Origin of the sequence: Mesorhizobium sp. M0768, from assembly GCF_040320195.1 — a bacterium.
GTDB lineage: Bacteria > Pseudomonadota > Alphaproteobacteria > Rhizobiales > Rhizobiaceae > Mesorhizobium.
This window is the reverse complement of the sequence record NZ_JAMYPD010000039.1, coordinates 17,696-33,317: the sequence shown is the minus strand read 5'-3', so window position 1 is coordinate 33,317 and position 15,622 is coordinate 17,696. Positions and strand designations below refer to the sequence as shown.

Below are 15,622 nucleotides of genomic sequence, written 5' to 3'. Positions count from 1 at the left end.
ATGACCCGAAAAGTCATCCCCGCTTCAGGGCTCGTCGAACTCTGGCAAAGGCTCTGTCCGTTGTCACGAATCGGGTCAGCATCGGCGTTATCAGCTTGCGGAATCGGCGACTATCTGTCCGGTCTCGCGGCCGAGCAATTCAGCATAGGCTACGAGATCGCGATGAACGGCGCCGGGCAGTTCGACCGTGATCTTGACCGGACGGTCATCGGGAACGGCGGAGAGTTTCAGCTTGGTCATGACGGATCCTTCGGCGCCGCACCCGGTCAGCACCAAAGCCTTCGGCGATGCGCACCAGGTCGCTGAGCGCTGAACGGATTTGTGGCCAGGGGAACTCGGAGCATTCCTCCCATGCCTCGCCTTCGCGCAGCACGGCATCGAGCTTGCCGGCCACGCCAGCGAGAGTCGTAGCGTGGGTGGTTGAGAAGGCTCCCAGAAGATCCTTCGCCCGGTCGCAAGCCTCGCGTTCGGCCCTGAGCGCAGCGGTGTAACCTGTCTCCTCGGCCGCCGCATTCCAGCGTGCTTGATGCATTGCGAACTCAGTTTCGGCCTTCTCTCGGAGAGCGGCCGTATCCGGCCCGTTGCCGAGCACTTCATTGAGCCCCTCGATCGAGTGGACCGTCACCTGCTCACCTTCGGGCACGCGGAGGGTCACACAAGGAAAGCCGACGCTCTCAACAAGCCTTGTCTCTAAACGCTGCTGCTTGCGGCAAAGCCGCTCGGTCTGTTTGTGGACTCTCTCCCATTCCCGCCAAAGCGCCAGGGCAGGATCAGAACGCATATTCGTGCTGCCGGCGCCGCTTGCGGGCGCGTTGCCTTCGAGCGTCCACGCGGTGGTGGCCACGACTGTTCCCTCAAGCACTCGCCTGCGGGTGACGTAAGGCAGAGTCGTGGTATTGTCGGAATCAGCCATGATCCGAGCTCCATCAGCTTGGGATGTGGTCAGGCGGACTGGAGTGTTGGCGCACTCCGGCCAGCCGCCGCACGTGCGATGCAAGTGCGGTGCACGTGCATATCTATACGCCTTTTGAAACTGAATATCAAGCCGCAGAGCGAAAATGACAAAAAAGCCGTTCACCACCCGCCTTGATCCGCCGGTGTTGGCCTTGGCGCAACAGCTTGCAGAAGCGGAGCGGCGTTCTATCACCTCGGTGATAGAACTCGCATTGATCGAGTACGCGGAACGGCGCGGAATCAAGATAAGTGCGACGGAAAGGGAATAGTCAGAAGCGGGCTGGCGGACGTCGCCAAGGTACTGGGTTGGCGAGCACGCATGCGATCACATGGAGCAGAAATCAGCCGACGGCCCGGCTGGCCAACGGGTACGTGACTGGCACGTCTCCGGCCCCTGCCCGCGCTCGACCGCCACGGACCGGCCAATTGGCCGGCGTATCGCAGACCGGCACGCGCACTCTTCTTACAATCTCATCGAAAACAGGATCGACAAAACTCGTCACGGTCGATCTTCCAATGCGGACGACTCGCTGCCAACGAGTTCGGCAGCTAACCGACGTTGGCAGCACCAACGCGGCGGATTTCCCGACCCTTATTCCGCCACTCCGCTCTCAGCGCGATGGTTGAGGACGATAAGGTTTTTTGCCTGCGCCAGGCTGCCGGGCTGCTCATTGCGGTAAGGGGCCCGACTCATGATGAGAACGGTCTCCGGCAAGAAGACCAGCTCGCTGAAGATGTCATCCCACTCGATATCGCCCCAACCGAGGAGTAAGTGCAGGTCACCCGGACCTAGCGCTGCATTCTCCTGCGAGAGGTAGGTTCGATGGAGACCCTGTGGGCGGCCGAAGGAACTATGGACATGCAGGTGGCCCGTAGCCGGCGCCATGGCCCGCAGCTGCTCACGGAAGTTCAGGCCGCGATGGGTCGATTCACTATAAGCGTGACTGAAATCGATGAGCGCCACCAGGTTCAGATGGCTAACCGCCTTTGCCGTCTGCGCAACTCCAGGGCTTGGCAGCATCAATCTGGTAACGGTAGACCGCCGGGTCCGTGAGGTTCGAGAGACGACGCGATGAACCGTATAGCGGAAATCGAACTCCCTCATCTGCGCGATAAGCCTCTCGGCTCTCTCGGGGACGACGCGACCACCGACCATGAGGTCGAGGGTCGTCAGTTCCAGTCCGACGGCTTCGACGCACATATCGGCAAAGCTGCGAAAGTCCGCCTCAAGGCTCTCCATCTGCCATTGGAAGAGACTGAGTTAAAACCAGCGGCGATAATGTTGCTCATAAGCGTCCCCAATGACGGGCGGCCAGGAATGCCAGGCCGGATCATTGTCAGGTGAGATGGCAATTAAAGAACCGATGCCATTCTCGAAACGAGTCTTCGTTCACCCCAGGTGCGATCGAGCGGTCTACGCTATTGCCAGTGGGCCTACATTAACTCGGATCGGACCGCGACGGCCTGGAGTCTCACAAAGCAGCGCCCCTTTCTCAAGCTAAACTATTACAGGTTCAGGCAAATGACCTCGTCATCGTGGCGAATTCATCCGCCTCCAGAGCTGGAGGAACTGGCAAGGTGCGCGGCATGAGGCAAATCAATTCGACCGCCGGAGGCCCTGCCGTTGCAGAGTTTCCGGGTTTGAGTTTTATTGCTGCGGCGTGCTCGCAGATCCCAGGAAAAGACCGGTGAAGTTCGCAACACGTTGAATTCTCGGCGACACGCAGAGGTTACAGCTCGCCTTTATGTACGCCGCAACGGCTCAGATCTGTCTGGGTTCTGTCCACTCGGCGCCCGAGAGGCGAAGATTTCGGGATCGAGGCGCTTGAGCCACTGCGCGCCAGACAGAGCGATCCGATCCGTGTCATACTGTCAGGCAAGACACTAGCAATTTGGGGGCCGCAGCAAATGAAAGAAGAGAACGACGTTCAGAAGTTGGTGCGCACGCTGCGGGCTCGAGCCCCTGATGACGCGGCTGAATTGCTGGCCCGAGAATCTCCCGAGTTCATCCGCGACACACTAAAGCTGTTGCCGGACGGGCACGCCCGTAAGGTGGCCGAGCATTTGCCACCGCATATGCGGCCCATCAGGTCTCAAGGCGGTGGCAAGGGTTTCGCGGTTCCCGACTCGCTCGTCGAGCTGATGGACCCGATTCCCGCCAGCGTTCCTGTCGCGACGACGGTTGCTGCCGCGGTGGAAGCTGTCAGACGCACCCAGGTGCCGACCGAGCTCACTTATCTCTATGTCACGGACGAGGGCAATAAACTGGTTGGCCTGGTGGTCCTGCGCGATCTGATGCTGAGCGAACCGGACGCGACGGTGGATCAGATCATGTTGCCCAGGCCCTTCGCCCTTAATGTCGGTCTGTCTTTGAGCGACGCCTGCAAGGCAGCAGTACGCCGTCAGTACCCTGTCTATCCGATCGTGGACGCGGAGAACCGGCTGCTCGGGCAGGTTCGCGGCTGGCGCTTGTTCGAGCAGCAAATCATCGAGATTTCCGCCCAGTCTGGCCAGATGGTGGGTGTCCAGAAGGAGGAGCGTTCTTTTACGCCGCTGTTTTCAGCCTTCTTGAAGCGTCATCCGTGGCTGCAGCTGAACCTGCTGACGGCCTTCATGGCCGCTTTCGTGGTCAGTTCATTCACAGGCACGATCGAGAAGATCGTCGCCCTGGCGGCGTTCCTCCCGGTCTTGGCCGGGCAGAGCGGAAACACCGGCTGCCAGGCACTGGCTATGACGCTGCGTGGCCTTGCCCTGGGGGATGTGGACAAACGACCGAAGCTGCACCTGGTGATGCGGGAGGGCGCGCTCGGGATCGCCAACGGCGTGCTCGTCGGCCTGGTTGCGGCTGCGGCGATGTGGTTCTACGCCTCGCGGCAACCGGAGTCGGCGGCCCAAGCGCCCATGCTGGCACTTGTGATCCTGCTTGCCATGTCCGGATCATGCCTCATGTCCGGAATCTCCGGCGTGCTGATCCCGCTGGGCCTGCGGCGAGTCGGCGCCGATCCGGCGGTCGCTTCGGCGATCTTCCTCACCACCGTGACCGATATTGTAGGCATGGGCCTGATGCTGGGGCTGGCCACCATGCTCGTGCTGTAGCAAGACGCGTCCGGTGACGCGTCCCTGCGAGTGGGGGGCGATAAGCTGACCTCGTCGCGTTCAACGAAACAGCAAGAGCCAGGCCGCATCGCGCACGCGTCGTGAGAAGCACCTTCCGGCAGCTCTCCGACCCCTTGCGCAACGCGACGGAAGACCTTTCGGATGAGCCGTGGGTGACCTTGAAGCCTCATCCGATGACCAGATACGCGCAGAATCGCGCAAACAATATTAATCTTGTAGGCTGTGCGATCCGCCACTGATGATGATTTGAGTTAGTTGCCACTTGTGCCGAATACTTCAATTGTACTGCAACGCTGAGAAGATGTTTTGACGACCAGCGCAGCCGAAATACCAATAACCCGATAGTTTGTTGCGCCGCTGCAACAGCTGCTGAGACTCGCATGGTCTGGTGACAGTTCAGTCGCCTTTTTCTTGGAGTCGTGCTAAATCCTTCGCACTAGTCGGGTTTGGGGTGGGTTCTCGGCATGCAATCTTCGTTTCGAACGATCTTCGGCTTCGCCGCAGCGCTGCTTGGTACCGGCGTATTGCCGGCTGGCGCACAAGGTCTTTTTACGGCATACGACGATGCGTTTTCGGCCCGCATCGCCAGTCCGGCCGACAATGGAACGCTCGCCCAGTTCGTCACGGTAGCCGTCAACGCGGGACAATACGATCAGGCGATCTCCTCAATCGAGCAGTATCTGATCAAATATCCCCGCGATGCGCGCGCCCGACTGGCGGCCAGCCGATTGTACTATCATGTCGGCTCCTATGAATTGGCCCGGCGGCAGGTGCAGTACGGCATCGAAGTCGGCGGCCTTACCGCAAGCGAGCAGCAGGAAGCCGTTCGCCTGCTCGCCCGCATCGAGCGCGCGTTGCGTGGCGTCACCTGGGAACTCGCCCTGACCGGCGGCGTGTTCAGCGCATTTACCGATTTTGAGCCAGGCGGGGCGCAGGACGACGACAGCTTCGTCTCGCCCTATGGGCGGGCGGAAGGCTTTGTCCGGTGGGACCTCGGCACGCCAAGCGCCGACGCTCTCGTCCTTTCGGGCTCATTGACGGCGACACAGCGCTTTTTCACGGAAGACCTGTCGGTTCCGGGCAGCGAGAAGACCTTCATCCACGGCAACGCCGCGATCACCTGGGACAAGGGGCTGCCGAACAGTGGGATCGATTCGCTGCGCCTGCTGCTTTCGGCGTTCACAGTTACGGATCGTTTCGACAGCGATATCCACGAGACCGGCATCGGCGTCAGTGGGCGCTTTCTTGTGCGCCCGACGGTCGAAACGACGCTTTTCGCAGGCGGCGGCTACATCGATCTAAGCGCCTCGCAAGGCATTTTCGCCGATAGCAGGGTTTTCTATGAGGCGGGCGGCAGCTACCGCTTCCGCAATGGCCAGGCGCTCGGACTGCGGCTGGTCGGCTCGAATGACTTCGCCTCCGGATCTGGCGAAATCGGCCACAGCTACACGGGCGAGGTCCGCTATGGCGGCCTGTTGATGAACGTACCGGATCTTTTCGCATGGTCGCACCAGATCGCCTTTTCGGCCGGCCACAGCAACACTCCCGATCTGTCCGTCGGCATCGGCACAAATATAAAGAGCGACTTTTGGCGCATTGCCTCGGAAAGCGATTTTCAGCTGACGGAGGCGCAGAAGATCAGCGTCGATCTCGCCTATCGCGAAACCAACTTCGACATCGCCAACCGCGACCGAAAATCGTTCGAAATGCTCATGAGCTACACGTTGACGCTCAATTGAAAGAGGCCGCGATGAGGACCCCGTACCGTCAGATCGCCATTTTTGTCGCCTGCCTTGCCTTTGCGGCACCTTCCGCCGCTGAGACGGTCGGGTCGATGACGGCCTACCAGACCAACATCGTCCGCAACAACGGCGGGACAATGAACGTCGGTGCCGGCGTCGAACTCGGCGACCAGTTGCGCAGCAATCCCACTGGTCTTGGAATGCTGGTGTTCCGGGACGAATCGAGCGCCAAGATTGGTCCGAACACCAGCCTGACGATCGATGAATTCGTCTACAATCCGGGCTCCGGATCGGGAAAGATCGACATCGGGATGAACAGCGGCCTGGCCCGTTTTTATGGCGGCCAGGTTTCGAAAGGCGGCGTCATGCAGGTTGCGACGCCGCATATGGTGCTCGGAGCCAGAGGCGGCATCATCGAAGTGCTGGTGGCAGCCGGCCAGACCGTGGGCATTCTGCGTGCCGGCCGCATGACCTGCACGATCAATGGCAAACGGCTGGTCATCACAAACCCGGGCTACGCCTGCACATCGGAAGATGGCAAGCTGCTGACCGGCTACGGCGGAATCGACACCTTCCCGATATTGGACAGCATCGACCGGATTGCCGGCACCGGCCTGCCAGGCGCACCGGGTCCGGGATTGGACGTAAGCGCACTTTGTGCGTCGGCACTCGGCGGCTCGCTCAAAATCTGCGACTCCACCGACGGCGCATTGCCAGGAGTGGTCATGGAGTTCCCCGACACCCCAACGCCACCCGTGGGCGGCGGCGTGAATAAGGGCGAGTGTCAGGGTGAGGGTTGCTGCTACTACTGTGAATAGGCCTGGCCGTACGACATGAGCCTCTTGGTCGGTTGGCGCTGGGCTGATTGGCGGCAAGCTGCCAGGAGTAAGATGTCCGGCCTTTTGGTCGTGCTCCTGCTGCTCGCTTGCCATTTGGCTTTCGACGGGCCGCTGTCGCGCCTGCGTGAGCGGACGTACGACTTCTACCAGTTTCTCGCTCCGCGCCAGGCGACGAGCAATCCTGTCGTGATCGTCTCGATAGACGACGCCAGCCTCAAGGCACATGGGCGATGGCCCTGGAACCGGGGCCTCTTGGCCGATCTGGTCGATGGCATCACCAAGTCCGGCGCCGCGGTCATCGGGCTTGCGCTGGTGCTGCCCGAGGCCGACACCTCGCCTGAGGGCATCGCCGGAGACAAGCGCCTGGCAGCGGCGCTGGCCAAAAATCGAACGGCGCTTGCTGTCAGCCTGGGCAATGAGGCGACGGTTTCAGATGCAGGGCCCAAAGCCGGCTGGTCGATCGTCGGGCAGGTACCAGACACGCTTCCCGGCTTCGCCGGCCTGACCGGCTCGCTTGCCGAATTCTCCAACGCCGCCGCGGGCCTCGGCGTAATTCGCACCTTGCCCGATCCCGACGGCGTACTGCGCCATGTGCCGCTGCTGTGGCTTCGCAATACCGCTCAAGGCGTGCAGCTGTGGCCGTCCTTCGCGCTCGAGCTTCTGCGCCTTTACGCCGGGCAGGACGGCTACATAGCCCGGATGAATGCCGCCGGGTTCGACGCACTCAGGATGGCCGGCGCCATCGTGCTGCTCGAGCCGGAGGGGAGCATCCGCCTCTGGGAAACCGCCACGGATACGCCGCGTATATCTGCCAGCACTATCCTTTCGGGCGGCAGTGATCCACGGCTGCGGGACGCCATCGCCATTGTCGATCTGTCGGCCGTGGGACTGACGCAGTACCTGCCCACCCCGACACGTCCAGCGCGACCAGGCGCGGACATCCACGCCGATGCAATAGCCCAGTTGCTTGCCGGGCGCTATCTGGCAGAGCCAACGCATGCGCGCACGGTGGAGCGGCTCTGGTTTGTCCTCAGTGCCGTCATCTTCATCGGACTTTCGGGAGTGCTCGCCGGGCGTGTCGTGCTTGGTGCCCTGGCTCTCGTGCTGCTTGCCGTCACGCCTTTCGTGTTCGGCGCTCTCGAATACAGCCTGCAGGGTGCACTCTATGACCCGCTGCAGCCGGCGCTTGCGACGATCCTGGTAGCCGGCTTCGAAGGCTATGTTCTCTACAGGCGCAGCGAGCAGCGCCGGTCCACCCTGGCACGGCAGTTCGCCCAGTATCTGTCGCCTTCCGTGGTGCAGCGCCTCGCAAGCTCAGACACCGAAGCGATCCTGTCCGGCGAGAAGCGCGAGATCACGATCCTGCTCAGCGACATACGCGGCTTCACGACGATGAGCGAACAACTCGACACCCAGGAAATCGCAAAGGTGGTCAACCACTTCCTCGGCATTGCGACAGATGAGATCCTCAAGCGCGACGGCACCATCGACAAGTTCATGGGCGACGCGGTGCTGGCCTTCTGGAACGCGCCGCTTGATCAGCCGGACCATCGCGAGCGCGCGCTCGACGCGGGCCTTGCCCTGATCGAACGGGTGAAGCGTGAAGACGCCGCCTTCAGCGCAGACGGCCACCCCTCCATCGCAATCGGCGTCGCTATCGAGACGGGCATTTGCTCGGTAGGCAATTTCGGCTCCGAACGGCGTTTCGATTACACCGCGATCGGCTCTCCGGTGAACCGCACGGCTCGGCTCGAGTCGACGACCAAGAAGCTGGGCATCCCCCTGGTGCTTGGTCCCGGCTTTGCGGCAGGAGCGCCGATGCCGGTCGTCCAGGCGGGCGCCTTTGAACTCCAGGGTTTCAAGGGCGAGGTGCCGGTTTTCACCGTTCCGGAGATGCAAGCTGCTCACCAAGGTATGAGCCGCGAAGTGGAGAGCCAACGTGGTGAGCAATCTGGCGCCCCTGCCGTGGTGGTTGGTTCGCCGCCATCCGTGCAAATGGCACCGCCTGATCTTGCACCCCGAACCCGAAGCACACGCTGACCGAATCCAGCGGATCGCGGGTGCCGACCTGCTTTGTGAACTAATACTGCTGGGGAGGCCTAGGTATCATCAAACGGCCCTTTAATTGCGGGTGGCTGTCAATCCGGATCAGCGCGACAGCCGATGGGACGCGGATAGACGGCGAAGGGATCCGTCGAGGTAACCCCGGCAATGATTGTCGAGGCCGCCGAATTTTCGAGCGAGAAGATAGGCCGTCTTATCCAGTTCACCACGAATGGCAGCACGGCTTCGTTGAGTTCGCCGGCGCCATCATGTGGAGGCAGCGCGTGGTTCAGATTGTTTATCCTCGCCGCCGGATCATGCGTTAGGGGTGTTCCCAAGAGCATCCAGCCGTAGCACTCCCCGAGCTGCCCTAACGAGAGAGTTCGCTGGGCCGGGATTATGGCCGTTATGAACCTGACGCAATCGATGCAGCTGGCGCTGGCCTCGTCGGGCGCGTGGGCGGTCTATCGACATCAACCGATCGCCGCGGATGTTGGGAAGCGCATGCGTCGGCGCACGCAAGCGTCGATGCGCCTTGGGCATGTGGGCGTTGACAGTGACATGGCCGGAGCGACGTGTTTCAGACGCCGAGCAATTCCAAGGACTGAGCACCAGAACCGACCCTCCCGACGGATTTTCGCGAGCTGGATTCCTCCCTCCCTCCTTATCAAAACCGCCGCTCGCGAATTCGCTGGCGAGTATATCTCCGATATGATATACATATATCACTCATGAGGATATACAAAATGCCGCTCTTCATTCGCGACCCCGATGTCGACGCCATGGCCGTCGAGCTGCAGCAGATTACCAAGGCGCGCAGCAAGACGGAGGCCGTCAGAACTGCCTTGCGCCACGAGATCGAGCGCAACCGCGGCAGCGTCCCGCTGCGCGAGAGATTTGCCAAAGTCAAGGAAATGGCGCGGCGGATCGGACCGGCCAACCCTGATTTCGATATGAAGAAATTCACCGACCAAATGTGGAGCGACGACTAATGTTCGTCGATGCCTCGGTGATCGTTGCCATTCTGAACGAGGAACCTGGCGCGGAAGAACTGGAAAAGTGGCTCGCGGCCGCGACCAAGCCGCTGTATATCTCCCCGCTCGTCCGGTTCGAGGCAGTCCAGGGACTCGCGCGAGCGTCGGCCGAAGCCATCAAAAAGAACGCCAAGCCCACGGCCAACATGCTGGCGCAAGCCCGTGATACCGTCGACGCCTTTTTGATCGAGATCGCCGGCAAGGAAATCACGATATCCGGCGACATCGGCGACCGGGCGATCGAAGCCAGCATGAAATACGGCAAAGCAGTCGGGAACAAAGCCGATCTCAATTTCGGCGATTGTTTTGCCTATGCTTGCGCGAAGGCTCATCGGCTTGCCCTGCTTTACAAGGGCAATGACTTTTCACAAACTGATCTGGCGTAAGGCTTTCCGGGCCTTGCATCGCGGCGCGAGAGCCATGCAGACGCTCGGTGTCGTAAGCCGACTATTCCCGCTGATTATGAGCGATGAAAGACGTCGACCATCCGGTTTCGCGAGGTCCGCATCGTTCCCGGTCCGATGCGGTATGTCTGCGATGATGACGCGAGCAAAATCCGCTGTCGTTAACGTCTTAAAATGCGCGGATATTCAGCTTGCATCGGAGCTGCCTGTCTCAGAAAATCGGCCGAGTGGCCGGATGACATGATGCTGCGTGGGATGCGCGAGCATTACCGGAAATCGAGCTTACCGACATTGTCCAGGTAATTGAGCACGAACCGCTCAAACCAGACGGCTGACGTCGGCTGATCGAGCTGTCCAAAACTGCGGGTCGGTTCTCCAGCCGATTGCGACCTTCTCGGCTCAGGGTGAACAGTGGTAGCGGCGAGGAGGAACTCGTCGCGCGCCTGAGGTTCGCCGCCGATCCATAGGCGCCGTCGGCGGCCAGATACTCCGGCTTCAGGCCGAAGCGGTCCGCGGTCCTGTCAATCCTGGTGCGCGCGGCTCCCACCTCAGCCTGCCGGATCGCGCGGGTCGCCTCGACGTCCAGGGTGACGCGTTGAGCGGTCACTCCGTTCGCTACCCAAAGCTGTGCTTCTTCGTCCGTATGCGGAACTGATTGGAGGGTATCTCGCTGGCCACAAACTGCGCGGCATCCGTCCGCAGCTGTGATAGGTTCGGGTATGGGCATGCAATGACCGAAGTACGCAAGCTCGCGGCAATCCTGGTGGCGGACATCGTCGGCTTCAGCCGTCTGACGGCGAGTGACGAGGATCGTACGCTCGCTCGCATCCGCACGCTGCGAAGCGACCTCGTCGACCCGACCATCGCAGTTCATCGGGGTCGGGTCGTGAAGAGCACCGGCGATGGCGTGCTGTCCGAGTTTCGGAGCGGCGTTGACGCGGTCCGCTGCGCTATGGAGCTGCAGGTAGGGATGCTCGAGCGCAATTCCGGATTGCCGGCAGAGCGTCGAATTGAACTGCGCATCGGTATTCATATCGGCGATGTTGTCGAGGAAGCGGATGGCGACTTGATGGGCGATGGCGTCAATATCGCTGCTCGTCTGGAGGGCATGGCGAAGCCAGGAACCATCTGCCTGTCTGAAGATGCCTACCGTCAGGTGCGGAGCCGGCACGACCTCGCGATTTGTGATCTCGGCGAGAGAGTCCTTAAGAACATTGCTGAGCCGATGCGTGTTTATGCGCTGGAGGTCGGTACGCCTGCCCGTCGCGAGCCAACTGTCTTAATCGGCGCCACTCCGGCTCCGCTCGCCCTTCTCGACAAGCCGTCCATCGCCGTGCTGCCCTTCATCAACATGAGCGGCGACGCCGAACAGGAGTTCTTTACCGACGGCCTGACAGAGGACATCATCACCGATCTCTCCAATGTACCGGGCTTCTTCGTCATCGCCCGTAACTCCACCTTCGCCTACAAGGGCAAGCCCAGTGATGTCCGTCAGATCGCTCGCGATCTAGGGGTCAAGTACATACTTGAGGGCAGCGCGAGGCGGTCCGTCAAGCGTTTGCGTGTAAATGTGCAGCTGATCAACGCGGCGGAAGGCGGCAATCATGTCTGGGCCGAGCGTTTTGACCGCGAAATCGCCGACATCTTCGACGTTCAGGACGAGGTCACGCGACGCGTTGTTGAAGCGATTTCTGGCAAGCTCAGTGAAAGGAACATTGTTAGCCGTTTTCGACCGTCAAATCTCGAAGCCTATGATCTCTGTGTTAGGTCGCGAGGCAAATGGAACATTTCCAGATCAGACAACAGCGAGGCGCGTTCAGCTTTGGAACGTGCCGTTGCACTCGATCCAAACTACTGTGAAGCGCACAGCAATCTTGCCATCTCACTGCTGTTTGGCTGGATTATTTGGAGAGAACCGCAGGTACCCGGCCGCGCAAAGGCTCTGATGCACGCACAACGGGCCGTGGAAATCGATCCCGGCGATTCCAACGTTCGCAGGATCCTGGGCTGCGTTCAGCTTTTTGAGCGCAATTGGGATGAAGCAAAATCTCAATTCGATGCTGCCATTCGGATAAATCCCAACAATGCAGATGCGGTTGCATGGATTGGTGAGCTTCAAATCTACTTGGGCAAGCCGCAAGCGGCGCTGATAGCTTGCGCGGAGGCGCTGCGTTTAAATCCTCGTCCACCCGGTTGGTATTTCTGGATCGTGGGAATGGCGCAGATTTCCACCGGTCAGTACGAAGAAGCGGTCGTGTCCTTGAGCCGGGAAGAAACCTACGGGACAGGTTCGAGGGAGCACCTGATTGCCGCGCTTGCCCTTGGCGGCCGCTTGCCTGAGGCACAGGAGGAAGCCCGCCTATTTCTTGCGGGCAATCCGGGTTGGACGATCGGCGAACTAGTAGCGAACTTGCCATTTAGGAGCATGAGTGCTGCCCAGCCCTTTGTCGATGGCTGGCGTCTGGCGGGCTTGCCGGACTAGGCGTATTTCGGCGTTGGTGAAACCCCCGCACGCCACCAGGTGGCGGACGTAGCGCCACCGGCGCGAGTCCGCGAAAGCGCTATCGACCGCTCCATCGCTGCAAGTTGCCGTCTCGGTTCCGGCCGCGGCCGGTCGAAGGATACGCGACGACCTGAAGGTCGGCTGCTGGCGGATTTGTCGAAAACGTCCTCGGCCAAACCATTCAAGCGGCTTGCCTAGAACACTACGTCCTAGTGTTTTGCGTGCCCTCCCCGGTTGTCAGTCGCCGCGCATGGTCGCCTGGAACGTCGGCAGATGCTTCCTTTGTGCCTCGAGCATTTTCTCGCGATAGACGCCATAGATGACGTCGGTGTCGTGCAGTGTGACGCCGGCAATTGTCGGCGAGGCAAAAACCGGCAGTTCGATGCCGCGTTTCGAAAGCGCCTCGGCGGTGCGGGCGATCAGCTCATGCGCCAGGATCATGGCAAGCACGGTCGACGAACCGGAGACCGGCCGGCTCCAGCCCTCGACCGGCACGATGGCATCCTCGATCGGCGAGCAGGTGTCGATGACAAGGTCGGCGGCATCGGCAAGCCGTTTGCCGGAAGAGTGCGTCGCCGGCTTGTCGAGATTGTTCTTGCTGGTTATCGCAACGACGAAGATGCCGCGTTTTTTCGCATAGAGCGCGGTGTCGATGCCGGACGAATTGCGGCCGCTGTGGCCAAAGATGATGATCGAATCGCCTTTGTTCAGCGGCTGGTGATCGAGGAATTTGTCGGCGTATTTCTCGGTCCGCTCCAGCCACAGAAGTTCGCGCACGCCGCCGGCGCCGAGCACGTTATGCCACATGACACGCGGGTCGGTCAGCGGATTGAAGCCGATATAGCTGCCGTAGCGCGGAAACACTTCCTGGACCGGCAACACCGAGTGGCCCGAGCCGTAAAGATGAACCAACCCGCCGCTCTCGAGCGTGTTGGCAAAGCGGCTGGCCGCTTCGCCAAAGGCTTCGGCATTGGCTTTCGAGGCCTGTTCGATGAGGGCGGCAAGGCGAGGTATGTAGAGATCGGACACGTCGGTACTCCTGTTATGGGTCGGCTTCGGTAATGGCTCAGCTTCTTGCGGTTGACGCGGCGCGACCGGCACGCAGCGTCGAGCGGATTTCGTAGCGGTCGCCCCGCATGACCGAGACGGTGAATTCGAACGGGCCACGCTCGTCGGTGGTGATGCGCTCGACCACGAAAGCGGGGCTCCCCGCAGGCAGATCGAGCAACTCGGCATCCGCCGTCCCGACCGCGCCAACACGGTAGTTTTCGCGCGCCGCGACCGGCACGATACCGTAATGGCGTTCCAACGCTTCGTAGAGCGAGCCCTGCAACAGGCCGGCATCGAGAAAGCCGGGCACGCGCGCGGCCGAGAGTTGCGCAGTCTGAATACCGATCGGTTCGTTGTTGCCGAGCCTGAGCCGCCGGATGCGCACCACCGGGTCGCCCTCCTCGATCTCCAGCGCTCCGGCCGCGGCGGCATTGGCGGTGGTCAGGCTGCAGTCGAGCAAGCGCGAGCCGGCGACCACGCCCATATTGCCCATTTCCTGGGTGAAGCTGGTGAGTTCGCGGGTGCCGGCGACCAGCGTGGTGGAGCGCACGAAGGTGCCACGGCCATGTTCGCGCCTGAGCAGCCCGTGCTCTTCCAGATTGCGCAGCGCGTGGCGCAGCGTGATGCGGCTCACCCCGAACAGGGCGCACAGTCTGTCTTCGGCCGGAATCTGGTCGCCGGTCGCCCAATCGCCACTCTTGACGATGGCGCGGATGGCCTCTTCCACCTGATACCAGAGCGGCTCGGGTCTTCGGCGGTCCGGTTGCTGAAAGCTCACTTGGCTCATCTAATCTGCCTCCACTGTGCTCCGGCGAGACCGGCCAGCGAGGCGCCGACGAGACCGGCGCAGGAGCCGAATTCGCCGGACCGCAGCACGACATCGCGCAGATGCGGCGGCAGCTGACGCCGCAATGCCGCAAGCAGCGGCGGCCCTACCACGTCCAGCGCATCGGCAAGCCCGCCGGAAATCAGGACCGCCTGGGTGTCAAGCAGCGCGACCGCACCCGCCAAGGCAGTGCCCAGCCGGCGCGCCGGCAGCTCCAATGCGTCAAGGGCGGCCGTCTTGCCACCCCGGGCCGCCTCGACCAGCCTGCCGCCATTGGCGAGCCCGATCTGGCGCGCCGCGGCGTCGAATGCCCGCCCGGAAGCGAAGCGCTCCAGCCAGCCGCTGCGGTCCTCCCCTTCATCCTCGATGTCGGCGCAGGCCCAGCCGAATGAGCAGGCGCCGCCACGTACGCCGGCGACGATGTGGTTATTGACCAGAACGGCGGAGCCGATACCGGTGCCGATCGCCAGCAGGATGGCATCGGACAGGCCTTTTGCGGCACCTTCGACCGCTTCGGCCAGCATGGCGACCTGCGCGTCATTGCCAATGGCAACAGGCAGACGAGGAAACAAGGCCGCGATGTCGATGCCGTCGAGATAGGGCAGGTTCGGAATCCAGCGGCAGACCGAGCCCTCGACAAGCCCCGGCACCGCTAAGCCAAGTGCCTCGACCGGACCGGCCTCGGCGCGCAAGGCACCGATTCGGGCGACGAAGGCATCAAGACTTGCTGGTGCGGGCTCGCGGCTGAGCATCTCCAGCCAGCGAACATCGCCGGTATGGATAGCGGCGCGCAAGTTGGTGCCGCCAAGATCGATGGCCAGAACGCGTGTCATCGAGAGCGACTCCGACTGGCTGCCGCCCAGTCCTCGAAGCGCCAGCTCCACGTCGCCACGGCGCCGTCGGCTCTGGTCGGCAGTGCGGTACAGACTCCGGTGCACGCGGCGCCAAAGCCGATCGGGCTGAGCGCAGCGTGTCGATGAACCATGCTCCGTCTCCCATTCGACATCGGCATCCTTTGCAGCGGTTCAGTGTCATTATAACGACATGACTTCGATCGCAAGAGATTTTGGGGATAGCCAGCAGTGAGAAACAGCTCGAGCCATCGTGTCT

The 15,622-nt window shown here is 61.6% G+C and carries 13 protein-coding genes and 3 pseudogenes; 8 read left to right on the top strand and 8 right to left on the bottom strand.

Annotated elements, in window-relative coordinates:
• Nucleotides 1-13: 13 nt before the first annotated feature.
• A pseudogene (locus NKI08_RS30190) lies at nt 14-240 on the bottom strand (DUF2274 domain-containing protein).
• The gene (locus tag NKI08_RS30185; protein WP_352774655.1) at nt 206-913 is read right to left on the bottom strand and encodes a hypothetical protein; all 708 of its coding nucleotides are present in this window, start codon (nt 911-913) and stop codon (nt 206-208) included. Before NKI08_RS30185 ends, NKI08_RS30190 begins: the two are co-directional and overlap by 35 nt.
• A 145-nt stretch (nt 914-1,058) precedes the next feature.
• Here NKI08_RS30185 and NKI08_RS30180 point away from each other — a divergent pair, with 145 nt between their 5' ends.
• Nucleotides 1,059-1,223: a hypothetical protein gene (locus tag NKI08_RS30180; protein ID WP_352542715.1), complete on the top strand. Its 165-nt coding sequence runs from the start codon at nt 1,059-1,061 to the stop codon at nt 1,221-1,223.
• Between the two features lie 323 nt (nt 1,224-1,546).
• On the opposite strand, the pseudogene NKI08_RS30175 reads toward NKI08_RS30180, so the two are convergent.
• A pseudogene (locus NKI08_RS30175) lies at nt 1,547-2,244 on the bottom strand (IolE/MocC family protein).
• A 618-nt stretch (nt 2,245-2,862) separates the two neighbouring features.
• Here NKI08_RS30175 and NKI08_RS30170 point away from each other — a divergent pair.
• The 4 genes from NKI08_RS30170 to NKI08_RS30155 all read left to right on the top strand — a co-directional run bounded on the left by NKI08_RS30170 (nt 2,863) and on the right by NKI08_RS30155 (nt 8,692).
• Nucleotides 2,863-4,050, top strand: coding sequence for a magnesium transporter (locus NKI08_RS30170; RefSeq protein ID WP_352774651.1), 1,188 nt, complete (start codon nt 2,863-2,865; stop codon nt 4,048-4,050).
• A gap of 485 nt (nt 4,051-4,535) precedes the next feature.
• Nucleotides 4,536-5,810: a tetratricopeptide repeat protein gene (locus tag NKI08_RS30165; protein WP_352774649.1), complete on the top strand. Its 1,275-nt coding sequence runs from the start codon at nt 4,536-4,538 to the stop codon at nt 5,808-5,810.
• A 140-nt stretch (nt 5,811-5,950) separates the two neighbouring features.
• Entirely contained in the window at nt 5,951-6,631 is a 681-nt protein-coding gene (locus NKI08_RS30160; RefSeq protein WP_352774648.1) for a FecR domain-containing protein, read from the top strand.
• A 72-nt stretch (nt 6,632-6,703) separates the two neighbouring features.
• Nucleotides 6,704-8,692 carry a CHASE2 domain-containing protein gene (locus NKI08_RS30155; RefSeq protein ID WP_352774646.1) on the top strand — a complete coding sequence of 663 codons (1,989 nt, stop codon included), beginning with the start codon at nt 6,704-6,706 and terminating at the stop codon, nt 8,690-8,692.
• A 98-nt stretch (nt 8,693-8,790) separates the two neighbouring features.
• On the opposite strand, the gene NKI08_RS30150 is transcribed toward NKI08_RS30155, so the two are convergent.
• A complete protein-coding gene (locus NKI08_RS30150; protein ID WP_352774644.1) occupies nt 8,791-9,039 on the bottom strand; it encodes a hypothetical protein in 249 nt (82 codons plus the stop codon).
• A gap of 402 nt (nt 9,040-9,441) precedes the next feature.
• Here NKI08_RS30150 and NKI08_RS30145 point away from each other — a divergent pair, with 402 nt between their 5' ends.
• Nucleotides 9,442-9,687, top strand: coding sequence for a type II toxin-antitoxin system VapB family antitoxin (locus NKI08_RS30145; protein WP_352774643.1), 246 nt, complete (start codon nt 9,442-9,444; stop codon nt 9,685-9,687).
• Nucleotides 9,687-10,115: a type II toxin-antitoxin system VapC family toxin gene (locus NKI08_RS30140; protein WP_352774641.1), complete on the top strand. Its 429-nt coding sequence runs from the start codon at nt 9,687-9,689 to the stop codon at nt 10,113-10,115. Before NKI08_RS30145 ends, NKI08_RS30140 begins: the two co-directional genes overlap by 1 nt.
• Nucleotides 10,116-10,578: 463 nt before the next feature.
• Here the strand turns inward: NKI08_RS30140 and NKI08_RS30135 are convergent.
• A pseudogene (locus NKI08_RS30135) lies at nt 10,579-10,725 on the bottom strand (IS5/IS1182 family transposase); the annotation flags it as partial.
• Between the two features lie 138 nt (nt 10,726-10,863).
• Between NKI08_RS30135 and NKI08_RS30130 the strand changes: the two are divergent.
• Complete coding sequence (locus NKI08_RS30130; RefSeq protein WP_352774639.1) at nt 10,864-12,615, top strand: adenylate/guanylate cyclase domain-containing protein; 1,752 nt, start codon at nt 10,864-10,866, stop codon at nt 12,613-12,615.
• Nucleotides 12,616-12,873: 258 nt separating this feature from the next.
• On the opposite strand, the gene NKI08_RS30125 is transcribed toward NKI08_RS30130, so the two are convergent.
• The 3 genes from NKI08_RS30125 to NKI08_RS30115 are packed head-to-tail and all read right to left on the bottom strand — an operon-like array spanning nt 12,874 to nt 15,345.
• Complete coding sequence (locus tag NKI08_RS30125) at nt 12,874-13,665, bottom strand: sugar isomerase domain-containing protein (protein WP_352774638.1); 792 nt, start codon at nt 13,663-13,665, stop codon at nt 12,874-12,876.
• 37 nt (nt 13,666-13,702) lie between these two features.
• The gene (locus tag NKI08_RS30120; RefSeq protein ID WP_352774636.1) at nt 13,703-14,473 is read right to left on the bottom strand and encodes a GntR family transcriptional regulator; all 771 of its coding nucleotides are present in this window, start codon (nt 14,471-14,473) and stop codon (nt 13,703-13,705) included.
• The gene (locus NKI08_RS30115; RefSeq protein ID WP_352774634.1) at nt 14,470-15,345 is read right to left on the bottom strand and encodes an ROK family protein; all 876 of its coding nucleotides are present in this window, start codon (nt 15,343-15,345) and stop codon (nt 14,470-14,472) included. Before NKI08_RS30115 ends, NKI08_RS30120 begins: the two co-directional genes overlap by 4 nt.
• Nucleotides 15,346-15,622 lie beyond the last annotated feature (277 nt).

Excerpts from the sequence above, each read along its gene's own strand:
- NKI08_RS30185 (WP_352774655.1), bottom strand. The coding sequence starts at position 913 with ATGGCTGATTCCGACAATACCACGACTCTGCCTTACGTCACCCGCAGG.
- NKI08_RS30180 (WP_352542715.1), top strand. The coding sequence starts at position 1,059 with ATGACAAAAAAGCCGTTCACCACCCGCCTTGATCCGCCGGTGTTGGCC.
- NKI08_RS30170 (WP_352774651.1), top strand. The coding sequence starts at position 2,863 with ATGAAAGAAGAGAACGACGTTCAGAAGTTGGTGCGCACGCTGCGGGCT.
- NKI08_RS30165 (WP_352774649.1), top strand. The coding sequence starts at position 4,536 with ATGCAATCTTCGTTTCGAACGATCTTCGGCTTCGCCGCAGCGCTGCTT.
- NKI08_RS30160 (WP_352774648.1), top strand. The coding sequence starts at position 5,951 with ATGAACGTCGGTGCCGGCGTCGAACTCGGCGACCAGTTGCGCAGCAAT.
- NKI08_RS30155 (WP_352774646.1), top strand. The coding sequence starts at position 6,704 with ATGTCCGGCCTTTTGGTCGTGCTCCTGCTGCTCGCTTGCCATTTGGCT.
- NKI08_RS30150 (WP_352774644.1), bottom strand. The coding sequence starts at position 9,039 with ATGCTCTTGGGAACACCCCTAACGCATGATCCGGCGGCGAGGATAAAC.
- NKI08_RS30145 (WP_352774643.1), top strand. The coding sequence starts at position 9,442 with ATGCCGCTCTTCATTCGCGACCCCGATGTCGACGCCATGGCCGTCGAG.
- NKI08_RS30140 (WP_352774641.1), top strand. The coding sequence starts at position 9,687 with ATGTTCGTCGATGCCTCGGTGATCGTTGCCATTCTGAACGAGGAACCT.
- NKI08_RS30130 (WP_352774639.1), top strand. The coding sequence starts at position 10,864 with ATGACCGAAGTACGCAAGCTCGCGGCAATCCTGGTGGCGGACATCGTC.
- NKI08_RS30120 (WP_352774636.1), bottom strand. The coding sequence starts at position 14,473 with ATGAGCCAAGTGAGCTTTCAGCAACCGGACCGCCGAAGACCCGAGCCG.
- NKI08_RS30115 (WP_352774634.1), bottom strand. The coding sequence starts at position 15,345 with ATGACACGCGTTCTGGCCATCGATCTTGGCGGCACCAACTTGCGCGCC.